The following is a 17,955-nucleotide window of genomic DNA, read 5'->3' as shown; positions in this document are numbered from 1 at the left end:
TTCGAAAGTAGTCTCTCAGGTCTCGTCGGGCAACCGGTCAGAGCACCCCCAGGCGAGCCAGCGGCTCGACCAGCTCGCGTTCCTCGTAGCTCAGGTGCGACAGCAGCGCGTCGGTCAGCAGGTTCACCGCGGCGCGCAGCTCGGCCAGCCCGTCCGGCGCGCCCACGTACGCCACCAGCGCCTTGTCGACGCCCTCCAACACCTCGTGGATCACGTGGTGCTCCTGCTCCAGCCGGTCGACCACCGGGCGCAGCCGGGGGTCGGCCTGCCGCAGACGCGGAAAGAGCGCCTGGTCCTCGATCGTGTGGTGGGTGGTGACGATGCGGCAGTAGGACTCGCAGTACGCGCCCAACGTCCACCGGTTCTGCCGCATGGTCATCGTGTTGATCTGCGACCGCGCCGCGCCGGCGTCGATCTCGCCGGCCGCCACCTGTTCGATCAGGTCGTGGATCTGCGCCAACTCGGCGCGCAGCCCGTCGTGCACCTGCACCAGGTGCTGGCCGGTGGCCTGCTCGTGCGCGGTGTAGGTGCGGCTGGGATCGGGCGTCGGCCCGGTGGGACGGGCCGCCTCGTCCCAGACCTGCCGGTCGCTGAGTCGGCGGCCGTCGTCGGGTGTCGGCACCACCGCGAAGGCGCCGGCGCTCACCCGCGCCCGAGCCGGCGGCGCGGTGGGCGCCACGACCGCCGCCGGCTGCGTGTCCGCAAGAACCTCGGCGGGGGTACGCACCGCCGCGGCACCCCGGTCACGCTCGGCCGCGACGAGTTCGCGGACGGCGGGTGCCACCTCACCGGCGAACCGGCGCAGGTCGTCGGGGTCGTCGCTGGCCAGGATGAACGTGCCGATCCCGTCCCCCAGCGCCAACTCGGTCAGCTCCCGTACCCACTGCTCGACGGGCCCGTGCAGCGGGCCACGGCCCACCGTGGAGAAGGTGCCGGAGATGTTGAGCAGCCGGCGGACGTCGGCGGGTGAGCGGCCGGCCTCCTGGGCGGCGTCGTCGATGATCGCGTTGCCCCGGGCCAGGTCACCGGGTTCGAGGTAGTCGAGCGACGGCAGCCAACCGTCGGCCCGACGACCGGTGAGCGCGAGCATGCGCGGCTTGTACGCCCCGAGCCAGATCGGTACCGGGTGGGCGGGGGCGGGGCCGCGTTTCGCGCCGACCACCCGGTGGAACTCGCCGTCGACGCGTACACCGCCGCGCGCCTCGGCGTCCCACATCTGCCGGAGGACGTCGATGCCCTCCGCCAACGCCCGGACGCCCTGCCCGGGGGTCAGCCGCCGCCCGCCCATGGCCTCGATGGCGTCCCAGAACGCGCCCGCGCCGAGGCCCAGCGCGACCCGGCCCCCGGTGAGCAGGTCCAGGCTGGCGACGCTGCGGGCGAGCACCGCGGGTGGGCGCAGCGGCAGGTTGGTGACGTTCGCGGACAGGTGCACCCGGTCGGTCCGGGCGGCGACGAAGCTCAGCAGCGTCCAGGTGTCCAGGAACCGTGGTTGGTAGGGGTGGTCCTGGAAGGTGACCAGGTCCAGGCCGACCTGCTCGGCCAGGACGGCGAGCCCGACGGCGCGGTCCGGATCGTCGTTGCCGGGCGTGGTGAACGAGCCGAAGACCAGGTCGTGGCCGTAGTCGCTCATGTGCGAGCCTCCTGTCGTACGCACCGCGTCGCGCGATGCGCGCAGACCTAGACCTTATGTCAGACAGAACATCTGCTGCCAACAAGATCTGTGACTTCGGCTATCGTCGGGGTATGACGGGTGCCACCGACCGGCCGGAACGGCCCGATCCACTCGACGACGATCTGGGCTGGATGCTGGGGATCGTCTTCCGGGGCTACGTCCGGGCGGCCGAGCACGTGCTGACCGATTTTCCCGGCGGCCCGCGCGGTTACCAGGTGCTCGCCGCCTCGCTCACCGGACCGGGTCGCAATCAGGGCGCGATCGCCGAGGAGTTGGGGATCGACCGCACGGTGCTGACGTACCTGATCGACGACCTCGAACGACCCGGGTTCGTGGCCCGGCGGGCCGACCCGTCCGACCGGCGCAGCCGACTGGTGGACGTCACCGACGCCGGACGGGCGGCCTGGGAGCAGCGGCGCGAGGCACTCCGACGGGTGGAGGCGCACCTACTGGGCTCGCTCACGCCACAGGAGTCGGCGACCCTACGGACCCTGCTGCAGAAGGCGGCCTGCTCCACCCAGGCCACCGACCCCCTGCGCAACCTCTGCGAGGCGGTGACCGAGGCACGACCCGATCCGCCCCGGGAACAGCGTTGATCAAGAGGTTCGCGTCACCGCAGGCCGGGATCCTGACGCGAACCTCTTGATCAACAGCGCGGGGCGGGCGGGGTCAGCGGACGTGGACGAAGACCGGGTTCGAGTAGAACCACAGGTCGTCCCACGGGCTCTCCAGCCCGTCCGCGAGGGGCTCGGCCTCGTCGGTGCTGGTGCCGCGAACCCGGGCGTACGTGTCGGCCTCGACGTTGCGCAGGGTGTGCCGGATGACGTAGTCGTGACCCTGGCGACGCCAGTCGCGCGGGCCGAACCGGGCCACCACCTTGGTACTGGGGTTGGTGTCGGCGTCCAGGTTGGCGCTCGGTCCGGTGATCTGGCCGACGATCAGGTCGACGCGCCGGACCTCGGGACGGTCACCGTTGGCGTTCACGCCGTCCAGCGGGCGGAACCGGATCTCGATCTCGACGTCGGTGCGGCTGCGACGGTTGACCGTGATGGTCTCGCCGACCTCGGCCGTGCGCCCCTGGGAGGTGGCGGTGACGTCGAGGCTGCGGATCAGGTCGCCGGTGGTCACCCAGATCCGGCCGTTGCGCAGACCGTCCATGATGTCGCCGTAGTCCTGGCGGGCGTACACGTAGGTCTTGCTGTACTCCCCCGGCCAGAAGTCCGAGCCGCCGCGCGTCCAGTGCACGTGCGAGTCGGACGTCGCGGTGATCCACCAGCGCCGCCCCTCGCCGAGGAGGGAGTCCCAGAGTCCGCCGACCCGCGCGGTCATCTGGTCGAAGCCGCCGTAGGTGGGGTGGTTGCCGTACCCGCCGCGCTTGCCGCCGTTGAGCGGACCGGCCTGGTGGCCGGGCGCGCCCTCGAACCCGATGTAGACGTCGGGCGCGGCGTTGTTGCCGTTGCGGAACTCGCGCGGGGTGTCCTGGCCGTAGACGCCGAGGCCGGGCGCCGAACGGGAGGCGTGGTGGGCGATCACCAGCGGCTTGTGCGGCATACCGCGGGCGACCTTGAGGAACTCCACCATCTTGGCCTCGGTGTCGCGGGCCGGGTCGGTGGGGAACGCGTCGTACTTGGCGAAGCGACTCTCCAGCTCGAAGAGCTGCTTAGCCTCGTCGTCGTGGCGCGGGATCATCAGCGTGTGGTGGTCCAGCGAGGGCGCGTCGAACTCCATGCCCCAGAACTGGAGCACCTCGGGGACGAGCTTGCGGGAGCGCAGCAGGTCGGGGTACGCCTGCTCGATGTTGACCTTCGAATGCGTCGGTCCACCGTGGTCGGTGCACATCGCCCAGGTCAGGCCGAAGTTCTTGGCCATGATGGCGTTGGTGACGATCGGGTAGACCGCGTCCGCGCCCTTGTGGAAGACGATCGGGCTCCGGGTGGTGTCGAACTCGCCGCTGTACTCGGAGTGGACGTGGTGGTCGCCCGCACGCCACGACCGGTTCTTGACGCCGCCCCGGTCGCCCTCGTCGTCGCCGGGCCGGCGCTCCTCGTCGGCCCACGCCGCGCCGCCGCCCACCAGGGGGCTCGCGGCGGCCAGCGTCGCGCCGACACCCGCGTACTTGACCAGCTTGCGTCGCGACAACTGCGCGCGCTCGACCTCTTCGGCTTGCTTGTCTCTCACGTCAGAGCCTCTCCTCGATCACGCGAATGCTCTTTGATCAAGGAGCCTCGGAGAGGTCGGTGAACGTCCGCCGTACGCCGGACGGGTACCCGGTGAACTCCCTGGCCGAGCCCGTTGAAGGGCGCGGCGGCGGGCGGCGGTGGGTGACGACCCGACAGCGGGGCGGCAGGATCAGGGTCGTTGGCGCCCCCGCTCGACGCGCGCCGGCCCGGCCGTCGACGGCGCGAGGGGCGCGGTGACCACCGTCGGCGCGACGTCGACGGCGGGCAACCCGACCCGACCGGCGATCGGCAGGACCAGTTCGCTGCGTCCGAGGTCGACGTGGACGGTCGCGTCCCGGTCGTCGGTCATCGTGAACTCCGGGTCGCTTTGACCGAGCACCAGGCCGAGGACGTGCCCGGCCGGCACCACCGCGTCGTACGCGTTCAGCGGCACGGTCACCGTGTACCACCGGTCCGCGCGCAGCGGCGTGGTGAACCGCAGCGAGCGATGGTGCGCGGCGTCGAGCCAGCCCCGGGCCAGCACGGCGTGGTCGGTGACCTCGGTGATCTCCTCGGTGTCGCGGTAGCAGGCGTCGTCGACCTCGATGGACTGTCCCCAGCACGACTCGGTGTCCAGCGTCCGCACCGCACCGAACCAGCTCCGCTCGGCGGTGCCGTAGTCGACCAGGCGGGCGCTCAGCTCGGTGGTCGGCCGGTCCACCTGGACGCGCAGTCGTACCGACGCACTGCCCGAGATCCGCAGCGCGGCGTCCAGCGGGCCGGAGAGGAAGACCAGCCGGCCGGCGGTCGCGCTGGTCGGCTCGGCCACCACCTCGTCCTCGGTCAGCGACCCGTCGACGTACGCCCGTTCCTGGCCCGGACGCGCACCGCGGCCGCCGAGGGTGCCGGTCACACCGTCGCCGAGCCCGAGGGGAACCCGCACGTCCCGGGTGCCGGGCGCGGGCCAGTCGCGCTGCGTCGTCCACCTGCCGGGCGCGGTCTCCAGGTCGACAGGTGGTTCGTCCATCACCCCGTTCGGCAGTCCCTGCAACCAGTGGTCGAACCAGCGGTGCAGGGCCGCCACCCACTCGGCGCGTCGCACGTCGAACGGATCCTGGTGGCCGGCCTGGGAGAGCCACAGCTTGCGGGGTACGCCCCGCTCGGCCAACTCCTGCCACCAGCGGGCGAACTGGTTCGTGGTGACGTTCAGGTCGTTGAGGCCGTGCACCATGAAGACGCTGGCCCGCACCCGGTCGGCTGACGGTCGGTAGTCGCGCTGCGCCCAGAACCCGTTGTAGTCGCCGGTCTGCTCCGCGCTGTCGGTCCGCAACCGGGCGAGCATCGTCGAGCAGGCGGCCTCGGGGCGGCTGCTGACGTCCGTGTGCAGCCAGCCGGGATAGTCGGTCGACACCAGCGTCCCCTGGTAGCGCATGTAGTCGTACCAGCTGGAGATGGCCGAGATGGGCACGATGGTGGCCAGGCCCGGGACGCCCGTGGCGGCGACCCCGTTCGCGACCGACCCGTCCCAGGACTTGCCGATCATGCCGACCCGGCCGGTGCTCCAGCCGGCGTCGACCGGCCGCCCGTCGGCCGTGTACGCCCGCGCCCGGCCGTTGAGCCAGTCCACTACCGCCCTGGCGCTGCCCACCTCCACCGGGCCTCCGACGTCCCCACACCCGGTCGAGCGGGCGGTGCCGGCGAGGTCCACGGCGAGGAAGGCGTACCCGCGCGGGACGAAGTAGTTGTCGTAGAAGAGGGGCACCGAGGCGATGACGCCGGACGCGTCGTACGCCTTGAACTCGCTCTCGTTGCCCCGGCCACAGCAGAGGTAGTACGGCGACGCCTCCATGATGACCGGTACCCGGATCCCCGCGGCGGCGGCCTCGCGGGGTCGGACGACGTCCACCGCGACCCGGTCGGGTGCGCCGTCGCCGTCGCTGTCGGTACGGGTCTCGACCCAGACGCTCTCCCGGATCGCCCTGGCGTAGGAGTAGGCGGGAACCGTACCGGTGCCGACGACGTGGGGTGGGGTCGGACGGTGCCGGTCGGTCGGAGCGGCGGTCGCGGGCGCGGCGGCGAGCGCCGCGACCAGCAGGCCGGCCAGGGCGGCGGCGATCCGTGCGCGGGTTCGGGCGGTCGGCATCGGTGTCCCTCCGGGTGCGACGCGTCCAGGACATTCCATCGCATCGATGTCTGTTTGCCCAGCGCCCACGGCGGCGCGTCGTCGTCAGATCCGGGCGCGCGGTAGCCAGCCCAGGAAACGGTGTCGTGCGTTGGGCAGGGGCAGCGTCGGCAGGTCCTGGGCGGCGGCGACGAGGCACGAGCCGAGGTAGACGGCCAGGGAGGCGCGCGCCCCGCCGAACTCGGCGAGCAGTTGGCTCTGTTTGGTCGCGCAGGGCCACTCCCGGCCGCACCCGGTGCACGTCCAGCTCGGTGGATTGGGCAGGTGCTCGGGCAGCTTGGCGCGTCGGTAACGGCCCACGACGCTGTTGTCCGCGCGGACGTCGCGTCGCCGGCGCTCGGGCCCCTCGTTGCGTGGCGCGGGCGGTCGGGCGGCGGGCAGGTAGCGCCGGACGGTGCCCAGCAGCGCCCCGACGCGGACCAGGGCGTCCGGCCCCACCTGGTGGGCCAGCAACGCCGTGAGCAGGTAGTGCCCCAGCAGGTCGAACGAGTCGCGATTCAGCCGCAGGTCGCGGCAGAGGTCGACGAATTCGGGCGTGGTCAGCGGGACGCGGTTGTCGAGCGCGCGGCGCAGCACCTCCCGCAGCGCGACGCCGAGGCTCATCAGCGCGTCACCCTCGCCCAGTCCCAGGCTGTCCTCGTCCGCCACCCGCGCCAACGCCTCGGCCACCGCCAGTCGTACGACGCGGTCCGGATCGGTACCGTCCAACGACTCACCCCCGCCTGTCGGCCGGATCTCCGGCTGTGGCCCGGACGCCGGGGACGCCCGGGAGATCATGAACAAGATTTCGCTGCCGCGCCGGGGGGCGACTAGGACAGCGGGCGCAGGATCGCCCCGGGCGATAGCCGGAAAGCGAAGTCGACGGGACAATGTCGCCGATCGACAGCGATGCGTGGCCGACTGCCGTATGGTGGAATTCCCATTAATGGATATCTGAGTTCACGGGAATTCTTCGCACCGCGCTTCACCAACGCTCCTGGATGCCATCACCGCAGAACCCGGTCGGCATCGCGCCGCGATCACCGGCGCGTGCGCCCAGCCACGTCCCGACACACCGCCGGCACTGGTCCCCACCCGGCGGTCTCCTTCCCGGACGGAGTCAGCGGATGACGTCACCAGTGCAGACCCGGAGATTCGACAGTCACGACCCCGAAGCCATCCACCGCTTCCTGGCCAGCACGTACACCGCCGGCCTGCGCATCCGCGCGGGCGAGAGCGGCTACCACCTCGTCCACCGACGCGTCGATGCCGGGCCGTTCGCCCTCGCCACGACCGGCCAGAGCGCCCATCTCGACATCGAGGTGGACGACATCGACGGGCTGGTCGTCTGTCGTACCCGCAGCGCCCGGATCAACCGCACCTCCCAGGGAGCGGCCCACCGACTGAGACCCGGTGACGTCTTTCTCACCAACCGACCGGGTGAGCCGTTCGCCCTGCGCTGGGAGCCCGGCGAGGTGGAGCTCTGCGTCCTGGACCTCGGGGTGCTCACCCAGGTGGCGACCGCCGCGCCGGCCCGGCGGCCCGGCCCGATCCGGTTCACCGACCTCGGCCCCGTCGACGCGGCCCTCGCCCGGCAGTGGCGGCGGACCACCAGGTACGTGAACGACGTCGTCCTGAACAATCCGACCACCAGCGTCCAGCCGCTGGTGATCGGCAGTGCCGCCCGCATGCTCGCCGCGGCGGCGCTCGCCACCTTTCCCAACACGGCGTTCACCGACGAGACCGCCGGGGACCGCCACGACGCCACCACCGCGACCGTGCGTCGCGCCGTCGCCTTCATGGAGGAGAACGCCGACCGGGACATCGGCGCCGCCGACATCGCCAACGCGGCGGCCGTCTCCCTGCGCGCGGTGCAGCTCGCGTTCCGCCGTCACCTCGGCACCACCCCGATGGCGTACCTGCGCCGGATCCGCCTCGACCGGGCGCACCACGACCTGATCCGGGCCGACCCGCGACGGGAGACCGTGTCGGCCATCGCCAGTCGCTGGGGGTTCGTCAGCCACAGCCGGTTCACCGCCCGGTACCACGCCAGTTACGGGGTGCCACCCCGCGAGACGCTCAACGCCTGAGTCCCTCAGCTGCGCCCGGACACCAACGGGCTCAGGCCCGCTCGCGGGCGGCCCGCACCTCGGGTACCGAGGCTTCCAGCAGGTCGGCGAGGCCACGGAGCTGCTCGGCGACCCGGGCACCGAGCGGGGTGAGCGTGTATTCGACGCGCGGTGGGATCGCGGTGAGCACCTCGCGGGTGAGCATCCCGTCGCGCTCCAGGGTCTGCAGGGTCTGGGAGAGCATCCGCTCGCTGACCCCCTCGATGCGCCGCCGCAGCGCGTTGAACCGGTAGCTGCCCTCGCCGAGCGCGAGCAGGGCGAGCGAGGCCCACTTCGAGGTGACGTCCTCGAAGGCGGCACGGGAGGTGCAGTCGCGCGCGAAGACATCGCTGACGAATTCCTGGGTAGGCCCCGCCGGGTCCTGGGCCGGCATGTCGGTCACGTCACCAGCCTACCCGACGCTTACTCAACGACTTGTGCTGTAGATTCGTAAGCGCTTACCAAAAGTAACCGCTCATCGGAGGTCGCCATGCCCACCTATGCCGTCACCGGCGCCACCGGCCGTCTCGGCCGGCTGGTGATCGGACACCTGCTCGACAGCGGCGTGCCCGCCGCCGAGATCGCCGCCGTCGTCCGTAGCCCACAGAAGGCCGCCGACCTGGCCGCGCGGGGCGTCGAGATCCGCCAGGCCGACTACGACGACCCGTCGACGCTGCCCGGCGCCGTGGCCGGCGTACGCCGCCTCCTGCTCATCTCCGGGGACACCCCGGGTCAGCGGGTGCCCCAGCACACCGCGGTCATCGACGCCGCCCGGCTCGCCGGAGTAGAGCGCCTGGTCTACACCAGCATCCTGAAGGCCGACACGACCACGAACCCGCTCGCCCCCGAGCACAAGGCCACCGAGGAGGTGCTGGCCGCGTCCGGCCTGTCGTACACGGTGCTGCGCAACGGCTGGTACACCGAGAACTACACCGACCAGCTCCCGCAGTACCTGTCGAGCGGCACCATCCTCGGCGCCACCGGCGGCAGCAAGGTCTCGGCCGCTCCCCGAACCGACTACGCGGCCGCCGCGGCGGCGGCGCTGACCCGGGACGAGGACGGCAACGCCGTCTACGAGCTGGGCGGCACCGCGTTCACCTTCGACGAGCTGGCCGACGCCGTCACCGAGGTCACCGGCACCACCGTCGTGCACCGGGACATGTCGACCGCCGACCTGGCCTCCGCGCTGCAGAACGTCGGGCTCGACGCCGGCACCGCCGGGTTCGTGGCCGCCCTCGACCACTCGATCGCCATCGGCGAGTTGGCCACCGACAGCGACGACCTCAGCCGGTTGATCGGTCGACCCACGACCGGGCTCCGCGACGCCATCCGCGCCGCCCGCGCCTGACTCGGGCCCGGGTTCGTGGTGCTGGCGGGCGACGGGGGCACCCCCTCCGCCGCCCGCCCGCTCAACCCGCGGACGGCGGTGTCAGCAGACCGGCCAGCAGGCTGCGCAGCGTCCGGTCGAAGAGGTCCGTCGGGGGCGTCGGCGGCCCGACCCGGCCGAGGGCCGCGACGAGATGGGGGTACGCCCCGAGGTCGATGCCCGCGAAGCTGGGTGACCCGGCCGCGGCCTCGCTGCGGGCGAACAGGATCACCACACCGGTCAGCACGGCGATCGCCTCGAACTTGGCGGTGACGGCACAGGGCACGGGTTCCAGGATCCGGATGCAGTTGTCGAACCAGGCCAGGCTCTCCGGGCCGACGCCCGACGGCCGTTGGATCACGTCCACCAGCCACGGATGGGCGCGGAACAGGGCCAACTGCTGGCGGGCCACCAGCAGCATCTCGTCCCGCCAGTCGTCCCGCTCCGGCGGGTACGGCCGCAGCTCTCCCACGACGCGGTCGGTCATCAGGTCGAGCAGGTCGTCGCGGGACGACAGGTACCGGTAGAGCGATCCGGCGCCGGTGCCGAGCGCGCCCGCGACGGCGCGCATCGACACCGCGGCGAGCCCTTCGGTGTCGGCAAGGGTGATCGCCGCCGCGACGATCGCCTCCCGGCTGTGCGTCGGCGCGGGGCCACGGGTGCCCCGTTCGGGTCGGGCCCAGATCGGCTGCCGGCCGGCCTCGCGGTCGCCGGACCTCCCCGCTGCGTCGGTCACCACGTCACTCTAGAGCCGGTGACGGGGTTGGCCGCTCAGGTGCCGCACGGCCGGTCGCTCCTTACCCGAGGCACTAGGGTGGTCGCCATGCTTGCGCGCCGCCACGACGACCGGAGGTGGGCCCGCGCGGCGACCTCGGCACACATCGACGGATCGATCGCCCGGTGAGCGGGACGTCCGCTCCCGCTCAGCGAGGGGGCCGGTCACGTCCCGAGGGTCGTCGACCCGGGGTGGCCGACGCGTGCGCACGGCTCGCCCGCTCGCGGCCCTTCGAGATCGGTATGGTCGTCGTCATCCTCGCCAACGGGATCGTCCTCGGTCTGGAGACGTACGAGGGGTCGTTCCCCGCGACCGGCGCGCTGCACGGGCTGGAGCTGTTCTTCCGCACCGTCTTCACCGTCGAGATCGGCATTCGGTTGGCCGCGTACGGCCGGCGTCCGCAGGACTTCTTCCGGCACGGCTGGAACGTCTTCGACTTCCTCGTGATCGCCGCCATCTTCGTCCCGGGCCTGCACGGCGACGCGGCGCTGCTGCGCGTGGTGCGGGTCGCCCGGATGGTCCGGCTGGTGCGGTTCTCGCCGGGCCTGCGGACCATCGTCTCCGCGCTGTGGCGCAGTCTGCCCGGCGTCACCGGATTCCTCGCGCTGGCCGTGGTGACGCTCTACGTGTACGGGATGGCCGGCTGGCTGATCTTCGGCGACCGGTATCCCGACGAGTACGGCGACATCGGCAGGTCGTTGCTGACGCTGTTCGTGCTGTTGTCGCTGGAGACGCTGCCGGACCTGATCGAGCAGGGGCTGGCCATCTCGCCGTGGACGCTGCTCTACTACGTCAGCTACGTGGTGATCACCGTCAACCTGCTGCTCAACATCCTCATCGCGGTCATCGTGAACTCCATGGAGGAGGCCCGTCGTCTGGAGATGACCGAGCGGTTGGCCCCCGGCTACGACGAGGACGGTGACGGCGTACCCGACGAGGTGGACCGCATCGCGCTCACCCAGCGGCTGGACGACCTGCGCGCGGTCATCGGCGAGTTGGAGCGGGAGCTGCGGATCGACCGGGATGACACGCACGGCCGGCCGCATCGCGCCCAGGTCCGCTCCGAACGCTGACCCCGCGATCGTTCCCCGCGCGTAGCGTGGAACCGCCATGGACACCGAACACACCGCGATCCGTGCGGATCTGCTACGGCGGCGCGACGAGACCACCGCCGAGATCACCGCGCTCGAAGCCGACCTGCGGAGCCTGTTCGAGGCGTCGCGGTCCTCGAACGCCGACGACGAACACGACCCCGAGGGCAGCACCATCGCGTTCGAGCGCGCACAGCTCAGCGCTGTCCTCGACGCCGCACGTCGCCGCCTCGCCGACCTGGACGAGGCGCTGAGCCGCGTCGCGGCGGGCACCTACGGCACCTGCGAACGGTGCTCCCGGCCGATCCCCGCCGAACGGCTCGCCGCCCGCCCGTCGGCGCGTACCTGCGTCGCCTGCGCCAGCCGACGGTGACGGTGGCGGCGCGCGCGGACCCGGTGCCCGGCGGACGCCGCGGGGGTGTCCGCACGCGGACGGGCTCGGGTCAGACGACGGTGGAACTGCGGCGTTCCAGCAGGACGACGTCACGCCAGCGGTCGTGGTGACGGCCGATCCGCTCGCGCACGCCGATGACCCGGAAGCCGGCCCGGCGGTGCAGGGCCAGGCTGGCGGTGTTCTCGGGGAAGATGCCGGACTGGATCGTCCAGATGCCGGCACCCTCGGTCGAGGTGATCAGCGCGTCGAGCAACAGCCGGCCGACTCCGCGCCCCTGAGCCGCCGGGTCGACGTAGACGGAGTGCTCGACGACGCCGGCGTAGACCGGTCGGCTCGACGTCGGCGTGACGGCGACCCAGCCGAGGACGAGGCCGTCGGCCACGGCCACGAACCGGTGCGCGGCGATCCGGCTGGCGTCGAACGCCGCCCAGGTGGGTGCGGTGACCTCGAAGCTGGCGTCCCCGCCGTCGAGGCCGAGCTGGTAGATCGCCAGGACGCGGTCCGCGTCGCCGGGGCTCATCGGTCGCAGGGTCGTCTCGGCCACGGTCAGGCTCCGATCTGTGTGTCGGGCACGTGCGCTCGACGGTGTCGCGGTTCTGTCGTCCCCGACAGTTGTACCGTGCGGGGGAACCGGCTCCACGCCGCGCTCACGGACATTCCGCACGTCCGGCGTCCGCTGCCTGAAAGATGTGATGTATCGATTCGACGGCGCTGACACGCCGGGTCGGCTCGACTGGCCGCGAATGGGAACGTCGAACCTTCCCCGCGACTCGCAGGTCTCCTTACCACAACCGGGCCGCAACGGCGTGAGCCGTCGTGAGTGACCATCGTCGTCCACTGCGGAGAGCGCGACGAAACGTTAGACGTCTATGCGTATCGGCGCCCTGGCGTCGTTGACGCAGCCAAAGCGCCCTCCGTATACTCCGAATGATCATCTGATCTTTAGCCGAGCCGGGCGAGGAGCGCATGCCGCAGATCACTGGCGTCACCGTCGAGGACGTCCGCTTTCCCACCTCGCTGACCGCTGACGGGTCCGACGCCATGAACAAGGACGGCGACTACTCGGCGGCCTACGTCATCCTGCACACCGACGGCGTCGACAGCGCCGGCGTACCGCTGGCCGGGCACGGCCTCACCTTCACCATCGGTCGGGGCAACGACATCGTGGTGGCGGCGGCGGCCCATCAGGCCCACCGCCTGGTGGGTCTGGACGTCGCCACGATGGCCGCCGACATGGGCGCGGTCTACCGCCTGCTCACCTCCGACACCCAGCTGCGCTGGCTCGGTCCGGAGAAGGGCGTCGTCCACCTGTCCCTGGCGGCCGTGCTGAACGCGGCCTGGGATCTGGTCGCGCGACTGGCCGACAAGCCGCTGTGGCGGCTGCTCACCGACATGTCTCCCGAAGAACTCGTCGACATCGCGGACCTGCGTTACCTGTCCGACGCGCTGACCCGGGACGAGGCGCTGGCCATCCTGCGGGCACAGCAGAGCACGAAGGCCGACCGCCTCGCCGAGCTGGCCCGCACCGGTTACCCGGCCTACACCACCTCGGCGGGCTGGCTCGGGTACGGCGACGACAAGCTGCGCCGACTGTGCCAGGAGGCCGTCGACTCCGGCTACGGGTACGTCAAGCTCAAGGTGGGCGCCGACCTCGACGACGACATCCGTCGGTGCACCATCGCCCGGGAGATCCTCGGTCCGGACCGCAACCTGATGCTCGACGCCAACCAGGTGTGGGACGTCGACCAGGCCATCGAGTGGGTCAACGCGCTGGCCCGTTTCGCGCCACTGTGGATCGAGGAGCCGACCAGCCCGGACGACATCCTGGGGCACGCGGCCGTGCGTCGCGCCGTGGCGCCCGTCGGCGTCGCGACCGGCGAGCACTGCCACAACCGGGTGATGTTCAAGCAGTTGTTCCAGGCCGAGGCCATCGACTTCTGCCAGTTGGACACCGGCCGGCTGGCCAGCATCAACGAGATCGTCGCGGTGCTGCTGCTCGCCGCGAAGTTCGGCGTCCCGGTATGCCCGCACGCCGGCGGCGTCGGGCTCTGCGAGATGGTCCAACACGTGTCGGTGCTCGACTACGTCGCGGTCTCGGGGGACCTCACCGGCCGCGTCACCGAGTTCGTCGACCACCTGCACGAGCACTTCACCGATCCGTGCGTCATCCGGGACACCGGTTGGGGCAGCGGATACGTGCTGCCCGACACGCCCGGCTACTCCACCCGCATGCACCCCGAGTCGATCGAACGGTACCGGTTCCCGGACGGCCGCTACTGGGCCTCGACCGAGACGGCTACCGTGTCATCTCCGGAGCCGTACGTGATCGCGGGTGGAACGGCCACCCCCGCCGGCCGCTAGGAGGTGTCATGTCCCGCACCGACGAGGTGGTGAACGGCATCAAGCGGATGATCCTGGAAGGGACGTTCAAGCCCGGGGACCGGCTGCCCATCGAGAAGGACCTCGCCGAATCCCTCGGCGTCTCACGGGGTTCGCTGCGCGAGGGCATGTCGGCGCTGTCGATCCTCGGCATCGTGAACATCCGCCAGGGTGACGGCACCTACGTCACCAACCTCGACGCGCCGCAACTGCTGGCCCCGATGGGCTTCGTGGTCGACTTCCAGGGGCAGGGCGACGGACGACACATCCACACCGTCCGCCGCCTGCTCGAGTGCGAGGCCGCCCGGTTGGCGGCGACCAGGATCACCGACGAGGCCCTCGCCCAGGCCGACGAACTGCTCGACGAGGCGGCCCGGATCGCCGGCCGGTCGCCGCAGGACCACGAACGCATCATGGAAATCGACATCGCGTTCCACCGGATCATCGCCGCGCACGCCGACAATCCGGTGCTCATCGGCTTGATCGAGGCGTTCGCCGGGCGCACCCTGCGCGGGCGGCTCTGGCGGAGCCTGCACGAGGAGGGCGCGGACCGGCGTACCCACGACGAGCACGTGGCGATCCTGAAGGCCCTGCGGGCGCGCGACCCCGAGCGGGCTCGCACCCGGATGGCCAACCATCTGATCGGTGTGGAGGAGTCGCTCCAAGGGCTGCCCGACGAGGGGTGACAGGCGTCGGCGTGTGATCGCCCGCCCGTGCGCGCCTCGGTGGCACCGTCGCCGGTCCACCGCGCGCTCACGGGCGGGCGATCGCCGTCACCGCTCGTCCCGCTCCGAGGCCTTGCTACCGGTCATCGCCGCGACCAGGTCGTCCGTGCTGACCTCGTCGGCGCGCAGCCGGGCGGCCCGCCGGCCGAGCCGCAGCACCTCGACCCGGTCCGCGATCTCCAACACCTGCGGCATGTTGTGGCTCACCAGCACCACCGACATGCCCGCCTCGCGGGCCCGCCGGACGACGTCGAGCACCCGCTCGGTCTGCACCACGCCCAGTGCCGCGGTGGGCTCGTCGAGGATGACCACGTTCGTCGCCCAGATGATCGCCCGCGCCACCGCGACGCACTGCCGCTGCCCGCCGGACAGCATCGCGATCGGCGTGGTGACCCGTGGGATCCGTACGCCCAATTCATCGAGGGCCGCGGCGGCGCCCTGGCGCATGGCCCGCTTGTCGAGCAGCCCCAGCCGACCGAGCGGCCCGGACCGCAGGATCTCGCGCCCGAGGTAGAGGTTGGCGGCGACGCTGAGATCGTCGGCCACCGCGAGATCCTGGTAGACGGTCTCCACCCCCGCGCGCCGGGCGTCCACCGGAGTCGCGAAGTGGACCAGGCGGCCACCGACCCGGATCTCGCCCTCGTCCGGCGCGTGCACGCCGGAGAGCGTCTTGACCAGCGTGCTCTTGCCGGCGCCGTTGTCACCGATGAGGGCGACGACCTCGCCCCGGTGGACCGTGAAGTCGGCGCCGCGCAGCGCCTCGACGTGGCCGAACCGCTTGACGATCCCCCGGGCTTCGAGCACCGGCGGCTCCTCGGGGGAGCGCCGCTGGTCGTTGTCGGTCGTCGGCGCGGAGGTGGTGGCCATCACTGCACCGGGGGGTTGGCGCAGCTGGGCTCGAGCACCGCCTTGATCTCCGGCGAGTCGATGTTCTTCTTGGTGACGAAGGTGACCCCGGTGTCCGCCGACGCCAACGGCGCCTTGTCCCGGAGGTGCTTGACCATCTTGTCGACGCCGAAGTAGCCCATCTTGAAGGGGTTCTGCACGACCAGCGCCGAGATCTGACCGTTGCGCAGTCCGGCGATCTCGTCCGGTGCGGCGTCCCAACCGATGATGACCACCTTGCCGGACTTGCCCGCCGCCTGGATGGCCTGCGCGGCGCCGAGCACGCTCGGCTCGTTGGCGGCGAAGATGCCCGCGAGGTTGGGGTTCGCGGTGAGGATGTTCTCGGTGACCCGCCGCGCCTCGTTGACGTCGCTGCGGCTGGGCTGCTGGCCGACGAGCTTGAGGTTCGGGAACTGCTTCAGGCCTTCCTTGAAGCCGTCGACCCGCTCGGTGTTGGTCTGCGAGCCGGGCTGGAACTCCACCAGCGCCACGTCGTGGTCGCCGGGGCCCAGCTCGGTGGCGAGCAGCTTCGCCGCCTCGACGGCCGACGCCTTGTTGTCGGTGGCGAAGAGCGGCACGCTCGACGGCTGTGGGCTGGTGCCCGAGTCGATCATCGCGACCGGGATGTTCGCGCCGATCGCCTGGTCGGTGGCCGGCGCCAACGCGCGGGAGTCGGTGGCCGCGTAGACGATGCCGTCGACCTTCTTGGTGACGAAGTTCTGGATCAGGTTGACCTGACCCTCGACGTCGGTCTCGGTGGTCACCCCGTCCCACTGGACCGTGACGTTGCCGGCGCGCTGCGCGGCGCACTCGGCACCCGCCTTCACCGTGTTCCAGTAGTCGGCCCCGACGGCCTTGGGCACGACGGCGAGCTTCAGCGGCCCGGACGCGTCCTTGGTCGCGCCGTCGCCCCCGTCCCGGACCTCGACTCCGCCGCAGGCGCTGAGCAGCGCGGTCGCCGCGGCGGCGGCGAGGATGGCCTGCGCGCGCAGGAGGCGACCTCGTGGACGTCGGCTGGTGGTGGTGTGTGCCATGGTGTTCGTCCTTCCTCTGGTGAGCTCAGGGAACGGCAGGTCAGCCCCGTGACTCCAGCCGCCGGCGGCGGTACTGGTCGAAGTAGACGGCAGCCCAGATGATCAGGCCGACGATCACCTGCTGGTAGTGGATGCTGATGTCGAGCAGGACGGCGCCGTTGCGGACCAGGGCGATGAGGAAGGCGCCGATGATGGTCCCGACGATGCGGCCCTGCCCGCCGAACAGGCTGGCGCCGCCGATGACCGCGGCGGCGATGACGTCGAGTTCCAGCGAGATGCCGTAGTTCGGCTGCCCCGAGTTGACCCGGGAGGCGGCGATCATGCCGCCGAGGCCGACCAGGACGCCCGCCAGGACGTACACGTAGGTCAGGTGACGGCCCACCGCGATGCCGGAGCGGCGGGCCGCCTCCAGGTTGGAGCCCATCGCGTAGGTGTACTGCCCGAAGCGGGTCTGCGAGAGCAGGAAGGCGACCCCGACGGCGACCACGGCGGTGATCACGACGGCGAACGGAATGCCGACGATCTCCCCGTTGCCGAGCAACTGGAACGACCGGGGCAGCCCGTAGACGCCGACCGCGCCGGTGATGATGAAGACCAGGCCCCGGCCGACCGACATCGTGCCCAGCGTCGCGATGAACGGGGGGATCCGGGCGACGGTGATCAGCAACCCGTTGAGGAGTCCCGCCAGCGCGCCGACGCCGATCGCGACCGCCGTCGCCGCCAGGAGCGGAAAGCCCAGGTCCCGAACGACCATCGCGCCCGCCACGCCGGCGAGAGCGGCGACCGAGCCGACCGACAGGTCGATGCCCTTGGTGATGATGACCATCGTCTGCGCGGTGGCGATGATGGCGATCACCGCGGTCTGCGCGCCGATGTTGAAGAGGTTGTCCGCCGTCAGGAAGTAGGGACTGGCGAAGCTCAGCGCGACGAACAGGACGATGAGCGCGGTCGCGGCGGTGAACTCGGACAGCGCGTGGGAGATCCGCTCGCGCAGCCAGTCGTTGAGCGCGCCGCCGTGGGCCTGATCGGTCGCCTCGACGGTACTCATCGCCGGACCCGACCGTCGTCCACTGTGTCTTTCCCGGCTCGGCACGCGCCGCCGTCGGTGATTGACGCTCTCGCTCGCAACCGGACCTCCCCAGGAAGTCACGCACGGGGAACCCCCCGCAGCGCCCGCACGATAGATCAGATGTTTGCAATGATCAG

17 protein-coding genes are annotated in these 17,955 nt (G+C 71.4%); 7 read left to right on the top strand and 10 right to left on the bottom strand.

Annotation, left to right across the window (positions count from 1 at the left end; all coding sequences use genetic code 11):
• Positions 1 to 37: 37 nt before the first annotated feature.
• Positions 38 to 1,630: an LLM class flavin-dependent oxidoreductase gene (locus tag ACN269_RS01270; RefSeq protein WP_421470573.1), complete on the bottom strand. Its 1,593-nt coding sequence runs from the start codon at positions 1,628 to 1,630 to the stop codon at positions 38 to 40.
• A 113-nt stretch (positions 1,631 to 1,743) separates the two neighbouring features.
• On the opposite strand from ACN269_RS01270, the gene ACN269_RS01265 reads away from it, so the two are divergent.
• A complete protein-coding gene (locus tag ACN269_RS01265; protein ID WP_421470572.1) occupies positions 1,744 to 2,268 on the top strand; it encodes a MarR family winged helix-turn-helix transcriptional regulator in 525 nt (174 codons plus the stop codon).
• A 73-nt stretch (positions 2,269 to 2,341) separates the two neighbouring features.
• Here the strand turns inward: ACN269_RS01265 and ACN269_RS01260 are convergent, their stop codons facing one another.
• From ACN269_RS01260 to ACN269_RS01250, 3 genes are all read right to left on the bottom strand, one after another.
• Positions 2,342 to 3,850: a phosphoesterase gene (locus ACN269_RS01260; RefSeq protein ID WP_421470571.1), complete on the bottom strand. Its 1,509-nt coding sequence runs from the start codon at positions 3,848 to 3,850 to the stop codon at positions 2,342 to 2,344.
• 171 nt (positions 3,851 to 4,021) lie between these two features.
• On the bottom strand, positions 4,022 to 5,974 hold the full coding sequence (locus tag ACN269_RS01255; protein ID WP_421470570.1) for a Xaa-Pro dipeptidyl-peptidase: 1,953 nt from the start codon (positions 5,972 to 5,974) through the stop codon (positions 4,022 to 4,024).
• 84 nt (positions 5,975 to 6,058) lie between these two features.
• The gene (locus ACN269_RS01250; protein WP_421470569.1) at positions 6,059 to 6,721 is read right to left on the bottom strand and encodes a hypothetical protein; all 663 of its coding nucleotides are present in this window, start codon (positions 6,719 to 6,721) and stop codon (positions 6,059 to 6,061) included.
• 398 nt (positions 6,722 to 7,119) lie between these two features.
• Here ACN269_RS01250 and ACN269_RS01245 point away from each other — a divergent pair, with 398 nt between their 5' ends.
• Positions 7,120 to 8,082, top strand: coding sequence for an AraC family transcriptional regulator (locus ACN269_RS01245; protein ID WP_421470568.1), 963 nt, complete (start codon positions 7,120 to 7,122; stop codon positions 8,080 to 8,082).
• Positions 8,083 to 8,113: 31 nt separating this feature from the next.
• Here ACN269_RS01245 and ACN269_RS01240 read toward each other — a convergent pair whose 3' ends face one another.
• Complete coding sequence (locus ACN269_RS01240) at positions 8,114 to 8,494, bottom strand: winged helix-turn-helix transcriptional regulator (RefSeq protein ID WP_421476156.1); 381 nt, start codon at positions 8,492 to 8,494, stop codon at positions 8,114 to 8,116.
• A 96-nt stretch (positions 8,495 to 8,590) separates the two neighbouring features.
• Between ACN269_RS01240 and ACN269_RS01235 the strand changes: the two genes are divergently transcribed.
• On the top strand, positions 8,591 to 9,448 hold the full coding sequence (locus ACN269_RS01235) for an SDR family oxidoreductase (RefSeq protein ID WP_421470567.1): 858 nt from the start codon (positions 8,591 to 8,593) through the stop codon (positions 9,446 to 9,448).
• Between the two features lie 61 nt (positions 9,449 to 9,509).
• On the opposite strand, the gene ACN269_RS01230 is transcribed toward ACN269_RS01235, so the two are convergent.
• Entirely contained in the window at positions 9,510 to 10,202 is a 693-nt protein-coding gene (locus ACN269_RS01230) for a TetR/AcrR family transcriptional regulator (RefSeq protein WP_421470566.1), read from the bottom strand.
• Positions 10,203 to 10,432: 230 nt separating this feature from the next.
• On the opposite strand from ACN269_RS01230, the gene ACN269_RS01225 reads away from it, so the two are divergent.
• Both ACN269_RS01225 and ACN269_RS01220 read left to right on the top strand, forming a co-directional pair.
• Positions 10,433 to 11,314, top strand: a complete 882-nt coding sequence (locus ACN269_RS01225) for an ion transporter (RefSeq protein ID WP_421470565.1) — start codon at positions 10,433 to 10,435, stop codon at positions 11,312 to 11,314.
• A 37-nt stretch (positions 11,315 to 11,351) separates the two neighbouring features.
• On the top strand, positions 11,352 to 11,705 hold the full coding sequence (locus ACN269_RS01220) for a TraR/DksA family transcriptional regulator (RefSeq protein ID WP_421470564.1): 354 nt from the start codon (positions 11,352 to 11,354) through the stop codon (positions 11,703 to 11,705).
• 70 nt (positions 11,706 to 11,775) lie between these two features.
• On the opposite strand, the gene ACN269_RS01215 is transcribed toward ACN269_RS01220, so the two are convergent.
• Positions 11,776 to 12,270, bottom strand: a complete 495-nt coding sequence (locus ACN269_RS01215) for a GNAT family N-acetyltransferase (protein WP_355050043.1) — start codon at positions 12,268 to 12,270, stop codon at positions 11,776 to 11,778.
• Positions 12,271 to 12,692: 422 nt separating this feature from the next.
• On the opposite strand from ACN269_RS01215, the gene ACN269_RS01210 reads away from it, so the two are divergent.
• Both ACN269_RS01210 and ACN269_RS01205 read left to right on the top strand, forming a co-directional pair.
• A complete protein-coding gene (locus ACN269_RS01210; RefSeq protein WP_421470563.1) occupies positions 12,693 to 14,087 on the top strand; it encodes an enolase C-terminal domain-like protein in 1,395 nt (464 codons plus the stop codon).
• Positions 14,088 to 14,095: 8 nt separating this feature from the next.
• Positions 14,096 to 14,791, top strand: a complete 696-nt coding sequence (locus tag ACN269_RS01205; protein ID WP_421470562.1) for a FadR/GntR family transcriptional regulator — start codon at positions 14,096 to 14,098, stop codon at positions 14,789 to 14,791.
• A gap of 87 nt (positions 14,792 to 14,878) precedes the next feature.
• On the opposite strand, the gene ACN269_RS01200 is transcribed toward ACN269_RS01205, so the two are convergent.
• Genes ACN269_RS01200 through ACN269_RS01190 form a run of 3 tightly spaced genes read right to left on the bottom strand, consistent with a single transcriptional unit; the run spans position 14,879 to position 17,797 of the window.
• Positions 14,879 to 15,697, bottom strand: coding sequence for an ATP-binding cassette domain-containing protein (locus tag ACN269_RS01200; RefSeq protein ID WP_421470561.1), 819 nt, complete (start codon positions 15,695 to 15,697; stop codon positions 14,879 to 14,881).
• Positions 15,697 to 16,749, bottom strand: coding sequence for an ABC transporter substrate-binding protein (locus ACN269_RS01195; RefSeq protein ID WP_421470560.1), 1,053 nt, complete (start codon positions 16,747 to 16,749; stop codon positions 15,697 to 15,699). The genes ACN269_RS01200 and ACN269_RS01195 overlap by 1 nt, the downstream gene beginning before the upstream one ends.
• Positions 16,750 to 16,789: 40 nt before the next feature.
• The gene (locus ACN269_RS01190) at positions 16,790 to 17,797 is read right to left on the bottom strand and encodes an ABC transporter permease (RefSeq protein WP_421470559.1); all 1,008 of its coding nucleotides are present in this window, start codon (positions 17,795 to 17,797) and stop codon (positions 16,790 to 16,792) included.
• Between the last annotated feature and the right edge of the window lie 158 nt (positions 17,798 to 17,955).

The organism is Micromonospora sp. WMMD736, from assembly GCF_049179015.1.
Taxonomy (GTDB): domain Bacteria; phylum Actinomycetota; class Actinomycetes; order Mycobacteriales; family Micromonosporaceae; genus Micromonospora.
This window is presented reverse-complemented; position numbering and strand designations above follow the sequence as displayed.